At 73.4% G+C, this 16,818-nt stretch carries 12 protein-coding genes; 10 read left to right on the forward strand and 2 right to left on the reverse strand.

Going from position 1 to position 16,818, the window contains the following annotated elements:
- The first annotated feature begins 89 nt into the window (after window positions 1-89).
- The 7 genes from FHG10_RS08195 to holA all read left to right on the forward strand — a co-directional run bounded on the left by FHG10_RS08195 (window position 90) and on the right by holA (window position 10,163).
- A complete protein-coding gene (locus FHG10_RS08195; protein ID WP_227488124.1) occupies window positions 90-1,118 on the forward strand; it encodes a 3-oxoacyl-ACP synthase III in 1,029 nt (342 codons plus the stop codon).
- Window positions 1,115-3,805 carry an alpha/beta fold hydrolase gene (locus tag FHG10_RS08200; protein ID WP_227488125.1) on the forward strand — a complete coding sequence of 897 codons (2,691 nt, stop codon included), beginning with the start codon at window positions 1,115-1,117 and terminating at the stop codon, window positions 3,803-3,805. The genes FHG10_RS08195 and FHG10_RS08200 overlap by 4 nt, the downstream gene beginning before the upstream one ends.
- Window positions 3,760-4,800 (forward strand): NAD-dependent epimerase/dehydratase family protein, encoded by a 1,041-nt coding sequence (locus tag FHG10_RS08205; protein WP_152352844.1) that lies wholly within the window; start codon window positions 3,760-3,762, stop codon window positions 4,798-4,800. The genes FHG10_RS08200 and FHG10_RS08205 overlap by 46 nt, the downstream gene beginning before the upstream one ends.
- Before the next feature lie 10 nt (window positions 4,801-4,810).
- The gene (locus FHG10_RS08210) at window positions 4,811-5,512 is read left to right on the forward strand and encodes a vitamin K epoxide reductase family protein (RefSeq protein ID WP_152352845.1); all 702 of its coding nucleotides are present in this window, start codon (window positions 4,811-4,813) and stop codon (window positions 5,510-5,512) included.
- A 115-nt stretch (window positions 5,513-5,627) separates the two neighbouring features.
- Window positions 5,628-6,674: a ComEA family DNA-binding protein gene (locus FHG10_RS08215; RefSeq protein WP_227488127.1), complete on the forward strand. Its 1,047-nt coding sequence runs from the start codon at window positions 5,628-5,630 to the stop codon at window positions 6,672-6,674.
- A 2-nt stretch (window positions 6,675-6,676) separates the two neighbouring features.
- Complete coding sequence (locus FHG10_RS08220; protein ID WP_152352846.1) at window positions 6,677-9,049, forward strand: ComEC/Rec2 family competence protein; 2,373 nt, start codon at window positions 6,677-6,679, stop codon at window positions 9,047-9,049.
- Window positions 9,050-9,176: 127 nt separating this feature from the next.
- Window positions 9,177-10,163: a DNA polymerase III subunit delta gene (holA, locus tag FHG10_RS08225; RefSeq protein WP_152352847.1), complete on the forward strand. Its 987-nt coding sequence runs from the start codon at window positions 9,177-9,179 to the stop codon at window positions 10,161-10,163.
- Window positions 10,164-10,232: 69 nt separating this feature from the next.
- On the opposite strand, the gene rpsT is transcribed toward holA, so the two are convergent.
- Both rpsT and FHG10_RS08235 read right to left on the reverse strand, forming a co-directional pair.
- Window positions 10,233-10,499, reverse strand: coding sequence for a 30S ribosomal protein S20 (gene rpsT / locus FHG10_RS08230; protein WP_152352848.1), 267 nt, complete (start codon window positions 10,497-10,499; stop codon window positions 10,233-10,235).
- A 282-nt stretch (window positions 10,500-10,781) separates the two neighbouring features.
- On the reverse strand, window positions 10,782-11,423 hold the full coding sequence (locus FHG10_RS08235; RefSeq protein WP_152352849.1) for a type II toxin-antitoxin system PemK/MazF family toxin: 642 nt from the start codon (window positions 11,421-11,423) through the stop codon (window positions 10,782-10,784).
- Between the two features lie 241 nt (window positions 11,424-11,664).
- Between FHG10_RS08235 and lepA the strand changes: the two genes are divergently transcribed.
- Genes lepA through hemW form a run of 3 tightly spaced genes read left to right on the forward strand, consistent with a single transcriptional unit; the run spans window position 11,665 to window position 16,771 of the window.
- Window positions 11,665-13,551, forward strand: coding sequence for a translation elongation factor 4 (gene lepA / locus FHG10_RS08240; protein WP_152352850.1), 1,887 nt, complete (start codon window positions 11,665-11,667; stop codon window positions 13,549-13,551).
- Window positions 13,551-15,578, forward strand: coding sequence for a hypothetical protein (locus FHG10_RS08245; RefSeq protein WP_152352851.1), 2,028 nt, complete (start codon window positions 13,551-13,553; stop codon window positions 15,576-15,578). The genes lepA and FHG10_RS08245 overlap by 1 nt, the downstream gene beginning before the upstream one ends.
- On the forward strand, window positions 15,575-16,771 hold the full coding sequence (gene hemW, locus FHG10_RS08250) for a radical SAM family heme chaperone HemW (RefSeq protein WP_152352852.1): 1,197 nt from the start codon (window positions 15,575-15,577) through the stop codon (window positions 16,769-16,771). The genes FHG10_RS08245 and hemW overlap by 4 nt, the downstream gene beginning before the upstream one ends.
- Window positions 16,772-16,818 lie beyond the last annotated feature (47 nt).

Below are 16,818 nucleotides of genomic sequence, written 5' to 3' on the forward strand. Positions count from 1 at the left end.
GAGCGCTCTCTGCACGCCCCCGGGCGCGCAGGCGGCGCAGAGGGCGGCGCAGAGACTGCGACGAGACGACGACTGCGAAGGTGACCGGTGTGAGCGACAACTCGGGATTCGTGCATAGGAACACGGCGCTGCTGGCCGTCGAGGCCACCGAAGCCCAGGTCCCCGTGTCCTCCGACGAGATCGACGAGATGCTCGCGCCCGCGCGCCGCCGCCTGCGCCTTCCGCGCGGCGTCCTCCAGCGCGTCGCCGGCGTCCAGGAGCGCCGCTGGTGGCGCGACACCGAGTCCGGGTGGAAGCAGGGCATCGTGCTCGCCGCCGAGCGGGCGATGTCCAAGGCCGGCATCACGCGCGACCAGGTGGGCGTGCTGATCAACGCCTCCGTGTGCCGTCAGCATCTCGAGCCGGCGGTCTCCGCGTCCGTGCACGACGCCCTCGGCATGCCCCGCAGCTGCCTGAACTTCGACATCACCAATGCGTGCCTGGGCTTCGTCAACGCGATGACGGTCGCGGCCGGCATGATCGACTCCGGCCAGATCCAGTACGCGCTGATCGTCGGCGCCGAGGACGTCGAGCAGGTCCAGCGCGACACCATCGCCCGGTTGAACTCCAAGGGCGCAGTGCGCGCCGACTTCAACAACCAGTTCGCCGCGCTGACCCTCGGCTCGGGCGCCGCCGCCGCCGTGCTGGGCCGGGCCGACGAGCACCCCGAGGGGCACCGGGTGACGGTCACGCAGGCCCGCGCCGGCACCGAGCACCATGAGCTGTGCATCGGCGACATGGACGACATGCGCACCGACAGCGAGGGTCTGCTGGAGAACGGGATCGAGCTGATCCTGGACACCTGGAAGGACGCCAACGCGCAGGGCCTGGACTTCGGGAGCATCGAGCACGTGATCCCGCACCAGGTCTCCATGGTCTACACCCGGAACTTCTCGAAGATCACCGGGGTCGGCATGGAGCGCATCCCCATCACCTTCCCCGAATGGGGCAACGTCGCCGCCGAGGCGGTCCCGATGACCCTCGCCCACCACCAGGAGAACATCGCTCGCGGCGAGCGCGTGCTGCTGATGGGCGTCGGCTCCGGACTGAACACCGCGATGATGGAGGTCACGTGGTGAGCATCGAGCGTCCCCGCGGTTCCCGGGCCGTGGCCGCCCCCGAGCTGCCCGGCGTGGATCCCCGCGCCCACCGGCTCGTCGAGGCCCGCGACCACACCGGCGAGCTGCGCTCCTGGCATCTCCTGGACTCCGCCCCGCTGCTGGCGGAGCGCGGCGTCGCCCCGCGCGGCACGCTGCTCGCCGTCCACGGGAACCCGACGTACTCGTTCCTGTACCGCTCGCTGATCCGCGAGGACATCCCCTGGCGCGTGATCGCGGTGGACCAGCTCGAGATGGGGTACTCCGAGCGCACCGGGGAGACGAGGGGCCTGCAGGACCGCATCACCGATCTCTCCCTGCTCACCGACGCACTCGGCGTGCGCGGCCCCGTGGTGACCGTCGGCCACGACTGGGGCGGCATCGTCTCGGTGGGGTGGGCGCTGGACAACCGCCACGACGTCGCCGGAATGATCCTCACCAACACGGGGATCCACCAGGAGCTCGGCGAGTCCCTGCCGAAGGCGCTGCAGCTCGCGACCGCCCCGGCGATGCTGCCGCTGAGCACCTCGGTCACCGATGCGTTCCTGCGCACCACGGTCGCCCTCTCCAAGCCGGCCCTGCCCCGGGAGGTGCAGGAGGCCTATCTCGCCCCCTACCGCGGCCGCTCGCGGCGCCTGGGCATCGAGCAGTTCGTCGCCGACATCCCCGCGAGCGCGAACCACCCCAGCCGTGCGACCCTCGAGCGCCTCGCCGGCGGCATCACCGGCATGGACGTGCCCACGCTGATGGCCTGGGGTCCGCGCGACGTGACCTTCTCGGACCGCTACCTGCGCGACCTGGTCGAGCGCGTCCCCCATGCCGACGTCCACCGCTTCGAGGGCGCCTCCCACCTCGTGTGGGAGGACGCCGACGTCGCCGGCCTCGTCGCCACCTGGCTCCGGGACACCTTCGGCGACGCCGAGCACCCGCGCGATGCGGTCGGCGCGGGCGAGGCGCTGCGCCCCGTCTCGTCATTCGCCGAGCAGGCTCCCGAGATCCACCTCGGCGAGGCGATCACGCGCCGTGCCCAGGACCCCGCGACCGCCGACCTCCCCGCCGTCGTCGAACTCGGCGCGCGAGCCGGCGAGAGCCGCCGCATCAACTGGTCCCTGCTCTCCGAGCGCACCGAGGACCTGGCCGCCGGCATGCGCGCCCACGGGATCATGCCCGGGGACCGCGTGAGCGTGCTGGTCACGCCCGGGGCGGACCTCACCGCCGTGCTGTACGCCTGCCTGCGCCTGGGCGCGGTCGCCGTGATCGCCGACGCCGGCCTGGGCACCGACGGACTCACCCGTGCCGTGATCGGATCGCACCCGGACTGGATCATCGGCATCGAGAAGGCACTCGTCGGCGCCCGTGCGCTCGGCTGGCCCGGCCGCCGCATCAGCGTCCCGCAGCTGCCCACGGTCGACCGCGCCGCCCTCGACGTCGAGACCTCCGTGGCCGAGCTCGCCGAGGAGGGCCGCCAGATGCGCGCCCTCGGCGCCGGCATCGACGCCCCCTGGCCGGACCAGGACGCCGACGCCGCCGTGCTGTTCACCTCCGGCTCCACGGGCCCCGCCAAGGGTGCCGTGCTCACCCACCGGCAGATGGGCGCCATGTTCGCGGCCGTCGGCGACACCCTCGCCCTCGAGGCCGATCGCGGGCTGGTCGCGGGCTTCGCGCCCTTCGCGCTGCTGGGCCCTGCGCTCGGCGCGCCATCGGTCGTCCCGGACATGGACATCACCCGTCCGGGCGATCTCACGGCGCCCGCCCTCGCGGCAGCCGTCGAGGCGCTCGGGGCGCCCGCCGTGTTCACCGCGCCCGCCGCGCTGCGCAACATCATCGACACCGCCGACCAGCTCGACGAGACCGGGCGGGCCGCCCTCGCGCGCGTGCCCAGCTTCTTCTCGGCCGGCGCGCCGATCCCCGCCCCGCTGCTGCGCGAGCTGCGCGGCGTGATGCCGAGCGCACGGGCGCTCACGCCGTACGGGATGACCGAGTGCCTGGCCGTGGCCGCCATCGACCTCGAGGGCATCGAGGAGGCCGGCGACGGTCCCGGCGTGTGCGTGGGTACCGCCGTGCCGCGCACCGAGATCGCGATCGCCGTCATGGACGGGGAGGGCGGGACCACCGGTGAGATCAGCACGGAGCCGGACCGCACGGGCGAGATCCTCGTGCGCGCCCCGCACGTGCGCGACCGCTACCTCATGCTCTGGGGGACCACCGCGCGCGCGAGCCGCTTCGAGGGCTGGCATGCCACCGGCGACGTCGGCCATCTCGACCAGGCAGGCCGACTGTGGGTCGAGGGCCGCTCCGCCCACGTGCTCGCCACGGCCCAGGGCCTGGTCACGCCCGTGCGCGTCGAGTCCGCCGCCGAGTCCGTGCCGACCGTGCGCCGCGCCGGCGCCGCGGCCGTCGGACCCCGCGGCACCCAGCAGGTCGTGGTGATCCTCGAGACCGAGGACGGCTACCGGCCGGGGAGGGCACGGACCCCGCACCCGGCGGAGACCGCCCTGCAGGAGGCCGTGCGCCAGGCCGTGGCGCAGGCGACGGGCGTCGAGGTCGCGACCGTGTTCACGACCGCGTCGCTGCCCACCGACATCCGCCACAACTCGAAGATCGACCGGGCAGCGCTCTCGGCATGGTCCGAGGCGACGCTCCAGGGGCGGAAGGCGCCCGCGCTGTGAGCCGCCGCGTCCTGGTCACCGGCGCCTCCGGCATGCTCGGCGGCGCCGTCGCGACCGCCCTGCGCGACCGCGGCGACGACGTCCGCGCCTTCCAGCGCCGGCCCGCCGGGCTGCCCGGCGTGCGGGACGTCCAGGGATCCCTCACCGACGCCGACGACGTGCGCCGCGCGGCCGACGGGGTCGACGCGATCGTCCACCTCGCCGCGAAGGTCTCCTTCGCGGGCCCCGAGGAGGAGTTCCGCGCCGTGAACATCGGCGGCACCCGTCACGTGCTGGATGCGCTGCGCGCGCACGGCGGCGGGCGCCTCGTGAACATCTCCTCGCCCTCGGTCGCGCACCTCGGCACCTCGATCGTCGGCCTCGACGCGACACCGGCGGATCCCGAGCGCGCGCGCGGCAGCTATGCGCGCACCAAGGCCGCCGCCGAGCTCGAGGCCATGGCGGCAGACGGCAAGGACGACCTCCTGGTCACCTCGCTGCGCCCGCACATCGTCTGGGGCCCGGGGGACACGCAGCTCGTGGGCCGGATCGTGGACCGCGGACGCCGCGGCACCCTGCCGATCCTCGACGACGGCATGGCCCTCATCGACACCACGTACGTGGACAACGCCGCCTCGGCGATCGTCGCCGGCCTCGACGCCATCGAGGACGTGCACGGCGAGAGCTTCGTGATCACCAACGGCGAGCCCCGGACCGTGCGCGACGTCCTCGGCGGCTTCTGCGGGGCCGCGGGGGTGCCCCGGCCCAGCCGTCGGATCCCCGGCTCGCTCGCGCGGCTCGCCGGGCGCGCCGTCGAGAAGGTCTGGGAGATCAGGCCCGGCGAGGACGAGCCGCCGATGACGGAGTTCCTGGCCGAGCAGATGTCCACCGCCCACTGGTTCGACCAGCGCCGCACCCGCGAGCGCCTGCGCTGGACCCCCGCGGTGAGCTTCGACGAGGGCCTCGAGCGCCTCTCGCGATGGTTCGCCGCCCACCCCGTGGTCGGCAGCGCCTGAGGAGGGCCCGATGAACGCACGATCTCGCTCCGAACACACGCACCGCGGTGCGGAACCGCACGACGACGAGGCCGCGCTGCGCGCCGAGGTCGAGGCCGAGCTCGCCGCCGAGCGCGCCTCCCGCCGCCGCGCCCCGGACCTGGTGGTGGGGATCGTGCTGCTGATCGGCGGAGCGCTCGGCTGGATCGCCGCGCTCGCGCTGTTCATGGACAAGATCTTCCTCAGCGCGAATCCCGACGCGCAGCTCGGCTGCGACATCAACCCCTTCATCTCGTGCGGCACCGTGATGATGACCTGGCAGGCGAGCGCCCTGGGCATCCCCAACATGGCGATCGGCCTGGGCGGCTTCGCGATCATGGGCGCGATCGGCTCCCTGCTGGTCTCCCGGGCCCCGGTGCCCCGCTGGTTCCGCTGGGCGACGCTCGGCGGGATGATCTTCGCGTTCGCGATGGTGCACTTCCTCGCGATCTCCGCGATCTTCGTCATCCACGCCCTGTGCCCGTGGTGCCTGGTGGTCTGGGTCGTCACGGCGCCGATGTTCTTCGCCGTGCTCGCCCACACGGTCGAGACCGGCACGCTGACGGTGCGCGGGGCCCTGGCCCCGCTGCTGCGCCGCTGGGTCGTGCTGACGCTGCTCTGGTACGCCCTGGTCGCCGTGGTCATCGTGATCGCGTTCTGGTCCCAGTGGATGGCGACCTTCGGCCTGAACTGAGTGCCCGGGGCCTGGGACCTGGTAAGCAGTCCGCCGTTCCTCCCCAGTGCCCGGTTGTCCCCATCGGGGCATCCGACGCTGACCCGCGCCCCGCCGTGCACCTAGCCTCACCGGCATGTCGCACGCATCCCGCTCCGCCCGGACCATCGGCCGGGCACGCTCCCAGGCATCCCGCTCCCGGCGGCGCGGAGAGCACTCGGCCCCCGCGCGCCCGCGGGCGGGGCGGCATCGGCGCAGGGATCAGGGCCGGCGGCGCGAGGACGACGGCACGCAGGACCCGACCACCCTGGAGGGCTTCGGGTGGGAGTCCGAGGACGACCTCGTCGAGGTCCGCGAGCATCGCGGCACCGAGCGCGCGCCCTGGTGGCGGAGGATCCCGCGGCCCTCTCCGGCCGCTCTCGCAGGCATCGCCGTGCTCGTCCTCATCGCCGGCGCGTCGATCCACCTCACGGGCCGCGGCAGCGCGGTGGCCGGGTCCGTGCCGACGACGCCGGCCGCGTCGTCCTCCGCGGCCCCCGTGCCCTCGGACCCGTCGGCCGCCGAGGATGACGGCACCGGGGGCGAGGGGTCCGACGGCGAGGTCGCATCCCCCTCGGCATCCGGCTCCGCCACGCCGTCCACGGATGCGCCCGGAGAAGCCGGCGGCGCCCCCGGGGGCGCGGGGGAGGGCACGGTGGTCGTGTACGTCTCGGGAGCCGTCGAGGACCCCGGGGTGGTGGAGCTCCCGGCGGGCTCCCGCGTCGCCGACGCCCTCGAGGAGGCGGGCGGGCAGACGAAGGCGGCGGATCTGACCTCCGTGAACCTCGCGCGCGTCCTGGTCGACGCCGAGCAGATCCAGGTCCCCGAGGAAGGGGAGGAGCCCGCCGACGTGGCGGCGCCCGGGAGCACCGGGGGAGCGGGCACGTCCGGGAGTTCGGCCGACACGGGACAGGGCAGCGGCGGCGCGACATCCGCTGACGGCTCCGGGTCGGCTGCCATCGACATCAACACGGCCGACGCCGACCAGCTCGACGAGCTCCCCGGAGTCGGCCCTGCCATCGCCCAGCGCATCATCGACCACAGGGAGCAGAACGGCCCCTTCGCGAGCGTCGACGACCTCGCCGAGGTCTCGGGCATCGGCCCGACGACCCTCGAGAAGATCCGTCCGCAGGCGACGGTCTGAGCGTGCTCACCCGCGCCGATCTGCGCACCGTGCCCGCCGCGGCCGTGCTCTGGACCCTCGCTGTGCTCGGCATCGCCTGCGGCATCAGGGCCGCACTCCTGCTGCTGGTCGCCCTCGCCGTGCTCTCCCTGTGCATCGCCGCCTGCCTGCGCCGACCCGGCGCGATCGCCGCCGTCGGCGCGCACCTCGTGCTCATCGGACTCGGGGCCGCGCTGCTGGTCCCCGGGATCGACCGCCACGAGACCACGGTCCTCGCCCTCGAGGACGCGTCCGCCACCGGTCGCATGGTCGAGCTCGAGGCGGTCGCGACCGGAGACAGCGAGGAGCCCTCGAGCACGTTCCCCGGCGCCGAGGACCGCCGCCAGGTGATGGTCCGCCTGCGTCCCGGACCCGCGCGGATCGGCTCCGACGAGTCGGCGCTGCCCGCCTCCACGCGCATGCTCGTCACCGGCGGGAAGGACCTCCTCGACCCCGTGCACGACCACGACGTGATCCGGGTGCGGGCCCGCGTCGCCCAGACCGACGGCATCGTCATCCTCGCCGCCGCACGCGTGGAGGTCCTCGAGGGGGCGCACGGTCCCGGACAGCACGTCCGCGAGGTCGCCCGCGACCTCACCGCGACGCTGCCGGACGACGAGGCGGCGCTCTCACGCGGGATGACCACCGGCGACACCAGCGGCATGTCGACCGACACCGAGGAGATCATGCGCCGGGCCGGCATCTCGCACCTCGTCGCGGTCTCCGGAGCGAACATCGCGCTCGTCCTCGGCGCCGTGCTCATCCCGGCCCTCCTGCTCGGCGTCCCGCGGCGTCCACGCGTGGCGGCCGCGGCGGTCGCCGGCGCCGCGTACGTCGCCCTCGTCGGGGACGAGCCGTCGGTGCTGCGGGCGGCGACCATGGCCGCACCGCTGCTCGCGGCCCGCTTCATGGGCGTGCGCGCCTCCCCGGTCGCCTCGCTCGGAGCGGCGATCGCCCTGTGGTCCTGCCTCGACCCGGCGACCGCGGCCTCCGCCGGCTTCCTGCTCTCCGCCCTCGCGACCGCCGCGATCCTCGTGCTCGCCCCCGCCATGGCGAGCGCGGCCGTGAGCATGAGCGGGGGGAGGATCCGCCGCCCGTGGGCGCTCCTGATCACCGTTCCCCTCGCCGCGCAGCTCGCGTGCACGCCCGTGCTCGTGCTGCTCACCCCCGAGGTGTCGGTGTGGGCAGTGCCGGTCAACATGGCGGTCGCCCCGATCGTCGGCCCCGCCACGGTGATCGGGATGATCGCGACGCTCATCGGCCCCGTCGCCCCTGCTCTGGCGACCCCGCTGTGGCACCTCACCGCCGGCGGCGCGCACCTGGTCGTCCTCGTGGCGCGCACGGCCGACGCCCTGCCGGGCTCCCGCATCGCCGTGCCCGAGGGGGCATCGGGAGCGGTGCTCGCCCTGCTCGCGATCGCTCTCGTCGTCGCCGGGGTGCTGGGCCACCGTTCGCGGATCGTCCGGTTCGTCCTCGCGGCGGTGCTCGTCGCCGTGCTCGCCCCGCCGCTCGCCCAGCGCCTTCCGGTCCCCGGTGCCGGGGCCGACGACTGGCGCGTCGCCGCCTGCGCCGTCGGCCAGGGCGACGCGGTCCTGCTGCGCGAACGGCGCGAGGACGCGGGCTCCTCCGAGGACAGCCCGGGCAGCGCCGAGCCCGCGACCGTGCTCGTGGACACCGGTCCCGACCCCGATGCCCTGCGCTCATGCCTCGACCGATTGCACGTCACCCGCATCGATCTGCTCGTCCTCACGCATCCCCACGCCGACCACGTGGGCGGGATCGACGCCCTCACGGGAGAGCGGACGCCGAGGGCGCAGTGGGTGTGCCCTCTGCCCGAGGCGACGGCGAAGACGGTCCCCGCCGTACCGATCACCGCCGTCACCACCGGCACAGCCCAGGCAGAGGGCACCCTGGGCCTGGACGTCCTGTGGCCGCCGTCGGCCGACGGCGCCCGCCAGGCATCCCATCTCGAGACCGGGGGCGAGGGGGACGACTTCAACGACTGCTCGGTCGTCGTGCGTGCCACGTGGCCGGACGGCGTGAGCTACGTGGGACTCGGGGATCTCGAGCCCGTCGGCCAAGCGCGCCTGCTCGCCGCACGGCCCGCCCCGGCGACCATCGTGAAGACCGCCCATCACGGCTCCAAGCGACAGACCTCCGGCCTCTACGATGCGCTGTCGCCGCAGCTCATGCTGTTCACCGTGGGCAAGGACAACACATTCGGCCATCCCTCGCCGCAGACCCTCTCGATCGCCGACGGGCTCGGGGCGCGCTCCGCGCGCACGGACGTCGACGGCACCGTCCTGCTCCCCGCCGAGGACCCGCTGAGTCCCCGGGCCGTCGGACTGGCCCGATAGGATCGAGCGGGCCTCCCGGCGCGCGCCCCGAGGGGATCGTCGCGCGTCCGTCGCGGCGTGTCCGCCGCCTCCAGCCACCGCCCGAAGCCACCCACCATCCGACCCGCCGATCCCGAAGGAGCTGCCGATGGCCGACGTCGCCTGGCACAGCGTCGACCTCGCGCCCGTGGTGCTCGTCCACGGGACGGAGCCGCTGATCGCTGCGCGCGCCCTCGAGCGGCTGAAGGCCCTCGCGCGCGAGAGGGATCCGGAGGTCGCGATCCACGAGATCGGCGGCGAGAGTGCCGTCGCGGGCGCACTCGCCCAGGTCACGAGCCCGTCCCTGTTCGGCGAGGGCCGCTTCGTGCTCGTGCCCGACCTGCAGTCCGCACCCGAGTCGCTCGTGGGTGAGGTCAGCAGCTACATCCAGGCCCCGGAGGACGACGTCACCCTGGTGCTCGTCCACCGCGGCGGGAACCGCGGCAAGAAGCTCCTGGACGCCCTGAAGAAGGCCGGGGTCCAGCGCGTCGCTGCCGATCCGATCAAGCGCGCCGGCGACAAGCAGACCTTCGTCACCGCCGAGTTTACCCGGGCCGGACGCCGCATCCAGCCCGACGCGGCAGCCGCGCTCGTCGACGCCTTCGGCACCGACCTCTCGGAGCTCGCCGCCATCAGCCGTCAGCTCATCGAGGACACCACCCCGGAGGGCGGCGAGCAGGCGGCGCCCGTCACCCTCGAGCACGTGCGCGGGGTGACGGCCGGGCGCGTGGAGACCACAGCCTTCGCCGTCGCCGATGCCACCATCGCCGGACGTGAGGCCGAGGCCCTCGTGCTGCTGCAGCAGGCCCGCCTGGCCGGCGCCGACCCGGTGCCCCTCGTGGCCGCGATGGCCTCGAAGATGCGGGGCCTCGCGAAGGTCTCCACGCCCGGCGCCTCCGCACGCAGCCTCGGCATGCCCGAGTGGATGGTCAAGAACCTCTCCCGCGATGCGCGCGGGTGGAGCGACCGCTCGCTCGCCCGCGCACTGAACGCCGTCGCCCAGGCGGATCACGAGGTCAAGGGCGCGGGCCGGGACCCGCAGTGGTCCGTGCAGCGCATGATCATCGAGATCTCGCGCGCCCGGCGCACCCGCTGACCCCGCCCCGCATGCACGAGGGCCCCGCACCGAACGGTGCGGGGCCCTCGTGGAAGGCGTGGAGCCGTCTCAGGCGGCGACGCCGGCGACGAGCTTCGCGAGACCGGACTTGCGGTTCGCGGCCTGGTTCTTGTGGATGACACCCTTCGAGGCGGCCTTGTCGAGCTTGCGCCCGGCGACCTGCAGGGCCGACTGCGCGGCGTCCGCGTCGCCCGCGGCGACGGCGGTGCGCACCTTGCGCACGTAGGTCTTCAGCTCGCTCTTGTACGCACGGTTGCGCAGACGGGCCTTCTCGTTGGTCTTGTTGCGCTTGATCTGCGACTTGATGTTTGCCACGGGACTCTTCTCTTGCTCTGGGATGTGGTGGAACGTCCGCAGCTGCAGAGGAACGGCCACGACGGGGACGGGCGGTGGGGATCGCCTGGAGACGTCGGTGCCGGGTCGCTGCCGCGGTCACGCACCCGAGACGCTCACTCCGATCGGCCCTGACACGGCGGGCGACCGGGTGTGCGCACACCGGGCGGTATGTCACACATACAGCACACGAGGTTACCAGCAACGGCCCCGGAATCCCGCGACCATGTGACGTGTCGCGCCCGGGTCGCGCAGGGGCCTCGGTCAGTCCGACCAGCCGTGCACCCGGCGCGCCTCGGCGACGACCGCGTCGAACCGGTCGCGGTCCACGCGTGCGCCCTCCCGGCGCACCGCGGAGGCGGGGATCCTCAGGAGACGGTCCACCCGCACCTCGGAGGGTCGGTGCTGGGAGTCCCACGGCCCGGTGCCGATGTCGACCCAGGTCGCGCCGCGGGTGTCGGTGTGGGTGCCCTGCCCGCGATCGCGCGAGGTGAGCATGAGGGCGACGACCGCCTGCCCCGAGCCGTCGGCGCCGCCCGCCGACGCGTCCTCGAGGGCGAGGACGAGCACGGGGCGGTCCTTGCCCTGATGGACGTCCTCCTCGAAATGGACCCACGCCCAGACGATCTCGCCGGGATCGGCGTCCCCGTCGGCGCTCGGCGCATAGGTGATGGCCGGGGCGGGGGAGGAGGAGCGGTCGCGCAGCACCGCGTGCTCGCCGGTGGAGCCGTCCGCCCGATCGCGGGTGCGCCCGCGTGGGCTGTGCCCGCCCTCGCGGGACCCGTTCCCCTCGCCGTTGCGCAGCGCGTCCGCGGCGCTGCGTCCGAGATCGCGCGCGGCCCGGCGCACGGTGCGGGAGCGGGCGGCGCGGGTGAGGATCGAGCCGAGTCGGGAGCCGAGGGACATGCGGGTCCTCCTGTGCGGTCGGTGCGAGCGCGTGCGGATCGCGCCCATCGTAGACAGGCTCCCGGTGGCGGACGGCGGGGAGCGCGGTCGTCGTCGCCGCCTCGCGCACGACGGGGACCCGGGTGATGTGCGCCCCCAAGCGGCCCCTCGGCCTCGCGATCAGCGCGCGCCATGAGACCATGGTGGGTGCTGCCAGCGCGCGCCCCGGGATGTGCCCGTCGGCGCCACGATGAGAGGACAGATGCCGGTGACCCCGAGGATCCCCGCCGATGCCGCGAGCGACATCCAGCCCGCCTCGACGCCCTCGGAGCGCATCCGGAACTTCTGCATCATCGCCCACATCGACCATGGCAAGTCGACGCTGGCCGACCGCATGCTCCAGCTCACCGGCGTGGTCGACGAACGGGCGATGCGCGCCCAGTACCTCGACCGGATGGACATCGAGCGCGAGCGCGGCATCACCGTGAAGAGCCAGGCCGTGCGCATGCCCTGGCAGGTCGACGGGACGAACTTCGCGCTGAACATGATCGACACCCCCGGGCACGTCGACTTCACCTACGAGGTCTCCCGCTCGCTCGCCGCCTGCGAGGGCGCGATCCTGCTGGTCGACGCCGCCCAGGGCATCGAGGCGCAGACTCTCGCGAACCTCTACCTGGCGATGGAGAACGACCTCACCATCATCCCGGTGCTCAACAAGATCGATCTCCCCGGCGCCGAGCCCGAGAAGTACGCGGCCGAGATCGGCCAGCTCGTCGGCGTCGATCCCGACGAGGTGCTGCGCGTCTCGGGGAAGACCGGGGTGGGCGTGCCCGAGCTGCTCGACCACGTGGTCCGCACCCTGCCCGCCCCGACGGGCGACGCCGACGGCCCCTGCCGCGCGATGATCTTCGACTCCGTGTACGACACCTACCGGGGCGTCGTCACCTACGTGCGCGTCTTCGACGGCCGGCTCTCGGCGCGCGAGCGCATCGAGATGCTCTCCACGCGCGCCGAGCACGACCTGCTCGAGCTCGGCGTGATCTCCCCGGAGCCGATCCCCACCAAGGGCCTGGGCCCGGGCGAGGTCGGCTACCTCATCACCGGCGTGAAGGACGTGCGCCAGTCGAAGGTCGGCGACACCGTCACCTCCGCGCGCCGCGGCGCCACCGAGCCCCTCGCGGGTTATTCGGATCCCAAGCCGATGGTGTTCTCGGGCCTGTTCCCGATCGACGGCTCGGACTACCCCAACCTGCGCGACGCGCTGGACAAGCTCAAGCTCAACGACGCGGCCCTGAACTACGAGCCGGAGACGTCCACGGCCCTGGGCTTCGGTTTCCGCGTGGGCTTCCTGGGGCTGCTGCATCTCGAGATCATCCGCGAGCGCCTCGAGCGCGAGTTCGACCTCGATCTGATCGCCACCGCGCCCTCGGTGATCTACCACGTGACCATGGAGGACGGCACCGAGGTCGACGTCCTCAACCCCTCGGACTTCCCCGAGGGCAAGGTGCGCGAGATCCGCGAGCCGATCACCCGGGCCACGCTGCTGGCTCCGAGCGAGTTCATCGGCGCGATCATGGACCTGTGCCAGTCCAAGCGCGGCAGCCTGCTGGGCATGGACTACCTCTCGGAGGACCGCGTCGAGCTGCGCTACACGCTGCCGCTCGCGGAGATCGTCTTCGACTTCTTCGACCAGCTGAAGTCCCGCACCAAGGGCTACGCCTCCCTCGACTACGACGTCGAGGGGGAGCAGGCGGCCGACCTCGTCAAGGTCGACATGCTGCTGCAGGGCGAGCCGGTCGACGCCTTCAGCGCCGTCGTGCACCGCGAGCAGGCCTACCACTACGGCGTCGAGATGGCCGGCAAGCTCAAGAACCTCATCCCGCGCCAGCAGTTCGAGGTGCCCATCCAGGCCGCCATCGGCTCCCGCATCATCGCCCGCGAGAACATCCGCGCCATGCGCAAGGACGTGCTGTCCAAGTGCTACGGCGGCGACATCTCGCGCAAGCGCAAGCTGCTGGAGAAGCAGAAGGAGGGCAAGAAGCGCATGAAGAACATCGGCTCCGTCGAAGTGCCGCAGGAGGCCTTCATCGCCGCGCTCTCCTCCGACGGCGGCGGCGACAGCGGCAGCAAGGACGCGAAGAAGAAGTGATGGCCGCGGCCCCGCAGTCCCCGGGCCGGTCCACGCCAGCGTGCCCGGTCGCGGGGTACTGGACGCTCACGGGCGCGACGGACGCCGCCCTGCTCGGCGTCGGCCAGGAGGGCCACGGCCCCGCTCTCGCGCGTGGCTGGGTGTACGAGGACCCCTCGGCGCCCCCGACGGCGTTCGCCACGGCCTCGGGCGTGCGGCTCGAGATCTCCCCGGACGGCGCCTTCACCGAGACCGTCGACGGCACGACGCCGACCGCATGGTGGGAGCTCGACGGCACCCTGCTCGACACGCCGGCACCGAGCGAGGGCCGCGTCCTCGCCGAGGGCGCCTCGCTGCACCTGGTGCCCCGGAGCGGGATCGGCCGGGTCTCCTACGAGGTCGACGGAGTCCACCACGGCGCCGACACGTCCATGGTCTCCGACCGCCTCGTCCTCCGCGACGACGGCACCCTCCTGCGCATGGTCTCCGTGTCGCAGGATGCGGGGGACGTGCTGGGGCGCTCGTGGTTCAGATACGAACGGGCGACGGGCGGACCGCACCCGGTGACCACGGCCGCAGCAGCGGGCCGCGAGCACGAACCGGCGCCCGCGCCGAGGGAGCAGCGCGACGTCCCCGGTCTCGAGGACGGCCTGCGGCTCGAGGTCCCGACCGCTCTGGCCGCCGCGATCCTCGCGGACCACGCGCGGGCCTCGCGGCTGGACCAGGAGAACACCGACGCGTGGGCCCAGGGGGCCTCCGGAGCCGCGGCATGGTCGCCGGGCGACGGGATCGTGGACCTGCGCCTGCTCTTCCTGGACGCCCTCGCGCCGCAGTCGGTGGGGCAGATCGGCGGCGGCTCGGTGCGCATGAGCGACGGGAAGGTTCTGCGCAGCCCTGCCCCGTCGGCCGACGGCACGGACGACCTCAGGCCCGCTCCGGATCGGAGCATGCTGCCGGTGCTCAGGGATCGACTCGCCCCGCTGCTGGCCGGATGCCTGCCCCGTCCCGGTCGGCCGCGCGCAGAGATCGGATCGCTCCTGGTCGCCGATCCGGCGCGCCAGGAGGTCCGCTGGGTGCTCTTCATGGGCAGGGCGGCGGCGCTGTGGAACGAGGCGATCCGGGACGGCTTCCCGTATCGTCGCTGCCTCGACGTCGCCCGAGAGCTGCGCGACGTGGACGAGGAGCGGCTGCGCCAACGCGTCCCGGCGCTGCCCGCCGTGCTGCTCGATGAGACCGTCTCCCGCGCCCACCCGGACGTCATGCTCGAGCTCGCCACCGCGCTCACCGCGCCGACGGACGTGAGCCGTCTTCGGGACCTGCACGCCACGTACGAGCAGGAGCTGTCCGACGGGGCAGACGCGCCTGCGGCGCCCTCGTTGTGGAACGCCGTCCGGCTGGCCCTCCCCGCCGATCGCGCCGCGATCATCCGCGACCAGCAGCGCGAGGCGCTGCGCGTGGACGCCGAGCACACGCTGCAGACGCATGTGGAGCTCGGAGCCCGGTTCACGTCCCCGGAGAAGCAGGGCGTCGCGAACATCCAGACGATCTCCCTCGGGCGCAGGAACGGCGAGGCCCGCGTGGGCACGCGCACGGGTCTCGTCCATCGGCTGCGGGACGGCCGCGGCGTTGCCCGGCCCGGGCGTCGCGGGTTCGGACGCCACGTGCCCCGCGGGTGGCCACGCCCGGGGGAGTTCGCCGACTTCGTCCTCGAGTTCGAGGTGGTGCCGGCCCTCGCCGAGATGGCCCTGGACCCCGCCGAGGGGGCGGCCGCCGCCGTCGGTTCGCTGCAGGTGCTGGACCTGCGCACGGGCGAGGTGCGATGGGTGCTGTTCCTGGGCGAAGCGGCCGAGGGCTGGGAGCGCGCCGTCCGCGCAGCCATCCTCGAGGACACGGCCATCGAGCTCGGCAGGGAGCTGCAGGCCATGAGCGCGGAGGAGTTCGCCCGCCGGATCCCGCCGCTCCCGATCACACTGCACGACGCCCTGACGGGTCTCGAGCCCCTGCCCGGCATCGAGATCCCCGGCCGCAGCGAGGAGAACCCCGGATGAGCACCACGACAGCCCCCGCGCCCGAGGCGGACCAGGCCGGGGGATCACGCGACCTCTCGGTCTACATCCACGTGCCGTTCTGCGCGGTGCGCTGCGGATACTGCGACTTCAACACCTACACCGCGACAGAGCTGGGCGGCGGCGGGTCCCAGCGAGAATACCCCGCCAACGCCATGCGCGAGATGGATCTGACCCTCGCGGACGACGCGGCCCACGGCATCGACTACGACCGGGTGTCCACGGTGTTCTTCGGCGGCGGCACGCCCACCCTGCTGCCTGCCGACGATCTCGTCGCGATGCTCTCCCATCTGCGCTCCCTCGTGCCCTTCGCGCCGGACGTCGAGGTCACGACCGAGGCGAACCCGGACTCCGTCACCCCCGAATCGCTGCGCACCCTCGTCGAGGGCGGCATCACCCGCGTCTCCTTCGGCATGCAGTCCGCGGTGCGCAGCGTGCTCGCGACGCTGGACCGCACGCATGATCCCGAGCGGGTCCCGCAGGCCGTCGCCTGGGCGAAGGAGGCGGGGCTCTCGGTGAGCCTCGATCTGATCTACGGGACGCCGGGGGAGACCGTCGCCGACGTCGAGACGTCGGTGCGTGCGGCCCTGGCCTGCGACGTCGACCATCTCTCCGCCTACTCGCTGATCATCGAGGGGAACACGGCGATGGCCCGTCGGCTGCGCCACGGCGAGATCGCCGAGCCCGATCCGGACGACATGGCCGACAAGTACGAGCTCATCGACGACCTCACCAGGGCACACGGTCTGCAGTGGTACGAGGTCTCGAACTTCGCGCGCACCATCGCCGAGCGCTGCCGGCACAACCTCGCCTACTGGCGCGGTGCGGACTGGTGGGGGATCGGGCCCGGCGCGCACCGGCATCGCCGCGGCATGCGGGCCTGGAACGTCAAGCACCCCAGCCGCTACGCGGGGCTCCTGGCCCAGGGAGTCCTTCCCGTCCAGGAGGCGGAACAGCTGAGCGAGCAGGATCGCCTCCTGGAGCGGATCATGCTCGAGCTGCGCATCGCCGACGGGCTCCCGGTCCAGGAGGTTCCCGCGCAGACCCGCGGGATGCTCGCCGTCCACCGCGATCGCGGCCACCTCGATCCGGACGCCCTCACCGAGGGCAGGGCGGTGCTCACGCGCGAGGGCCGCCTCCTGGCCGACGCCGTCATCCGCGATCTCGTACCCTGACGCCAGGGGCCTCCAGCGCTGCGTCCTCCGAGTGCGGATGCACGGGA

Source organism: Brachybacterium subflavum, assembly GCF_009299795.1.
Taxonomy (GTDB): domain Bacteria; phylum Actinomycetota; class Actinomycetes; order Actinomycetales; family Dermabacteraceae; genus Brachybacterium; species Brachybacterium subflavum.

Coding starts and splice junctions, on each gene's coding strand:
- hemW (WP_152352852.1), top strand. CDS start 15,575: ATGAGCACCACGACAGCCCCCGCGCCCGAGGCGGACCAGGCCGGGGGA.
- FHG10_RS08215 (WP_227488127.1), top strand. CDS start 5,628: ATGTCGCACGCATCCCGCTCCGCCCGGACCATCGGCCGGGCACGCTCC.
- FHG10_RS08205 (WP_152352844.1), top strand. CDS start 3,760: ATGGTCCGAGGCGACGCTCCAGGGGCGGAAGGCGCCCGCGCTGTGAGC.
- holA (WP_152352847.1), top strand. CDS start 9,177: ATGGCCGACGTCGCCTGGCACAGCGTCGACCTCGCGCCCGTGGTGCTC.
- FHG10_RS08245 (WP_152352851.1), top strand. CDS start 13,551: ATGGCCGCGGCCCCGCAGTCCCCGGGCCGGTCCACGCCAGCGTGCCCG.
- FHG10_RS08235 (WP_152352849.1), bottom strand. CDS start 11,423: ATGTCCCTCGGCTCCCGACTCGGCTCGATCCTCACCCGCGCCGCCCGC.
- FHG10_RS08210 (WP_152352845.1), top strand. CDS start 4,811: ATGAACGCACGATCTCGCTCCGAACACACGCACCGCGGTGCGGAACCG.
- lepA (WP_152352850.1), top strand. CDS start 11,665: ATGCCGGTGACCCCGAGGATCCCCGCCGATGCCGCGAGCGACATCCAG.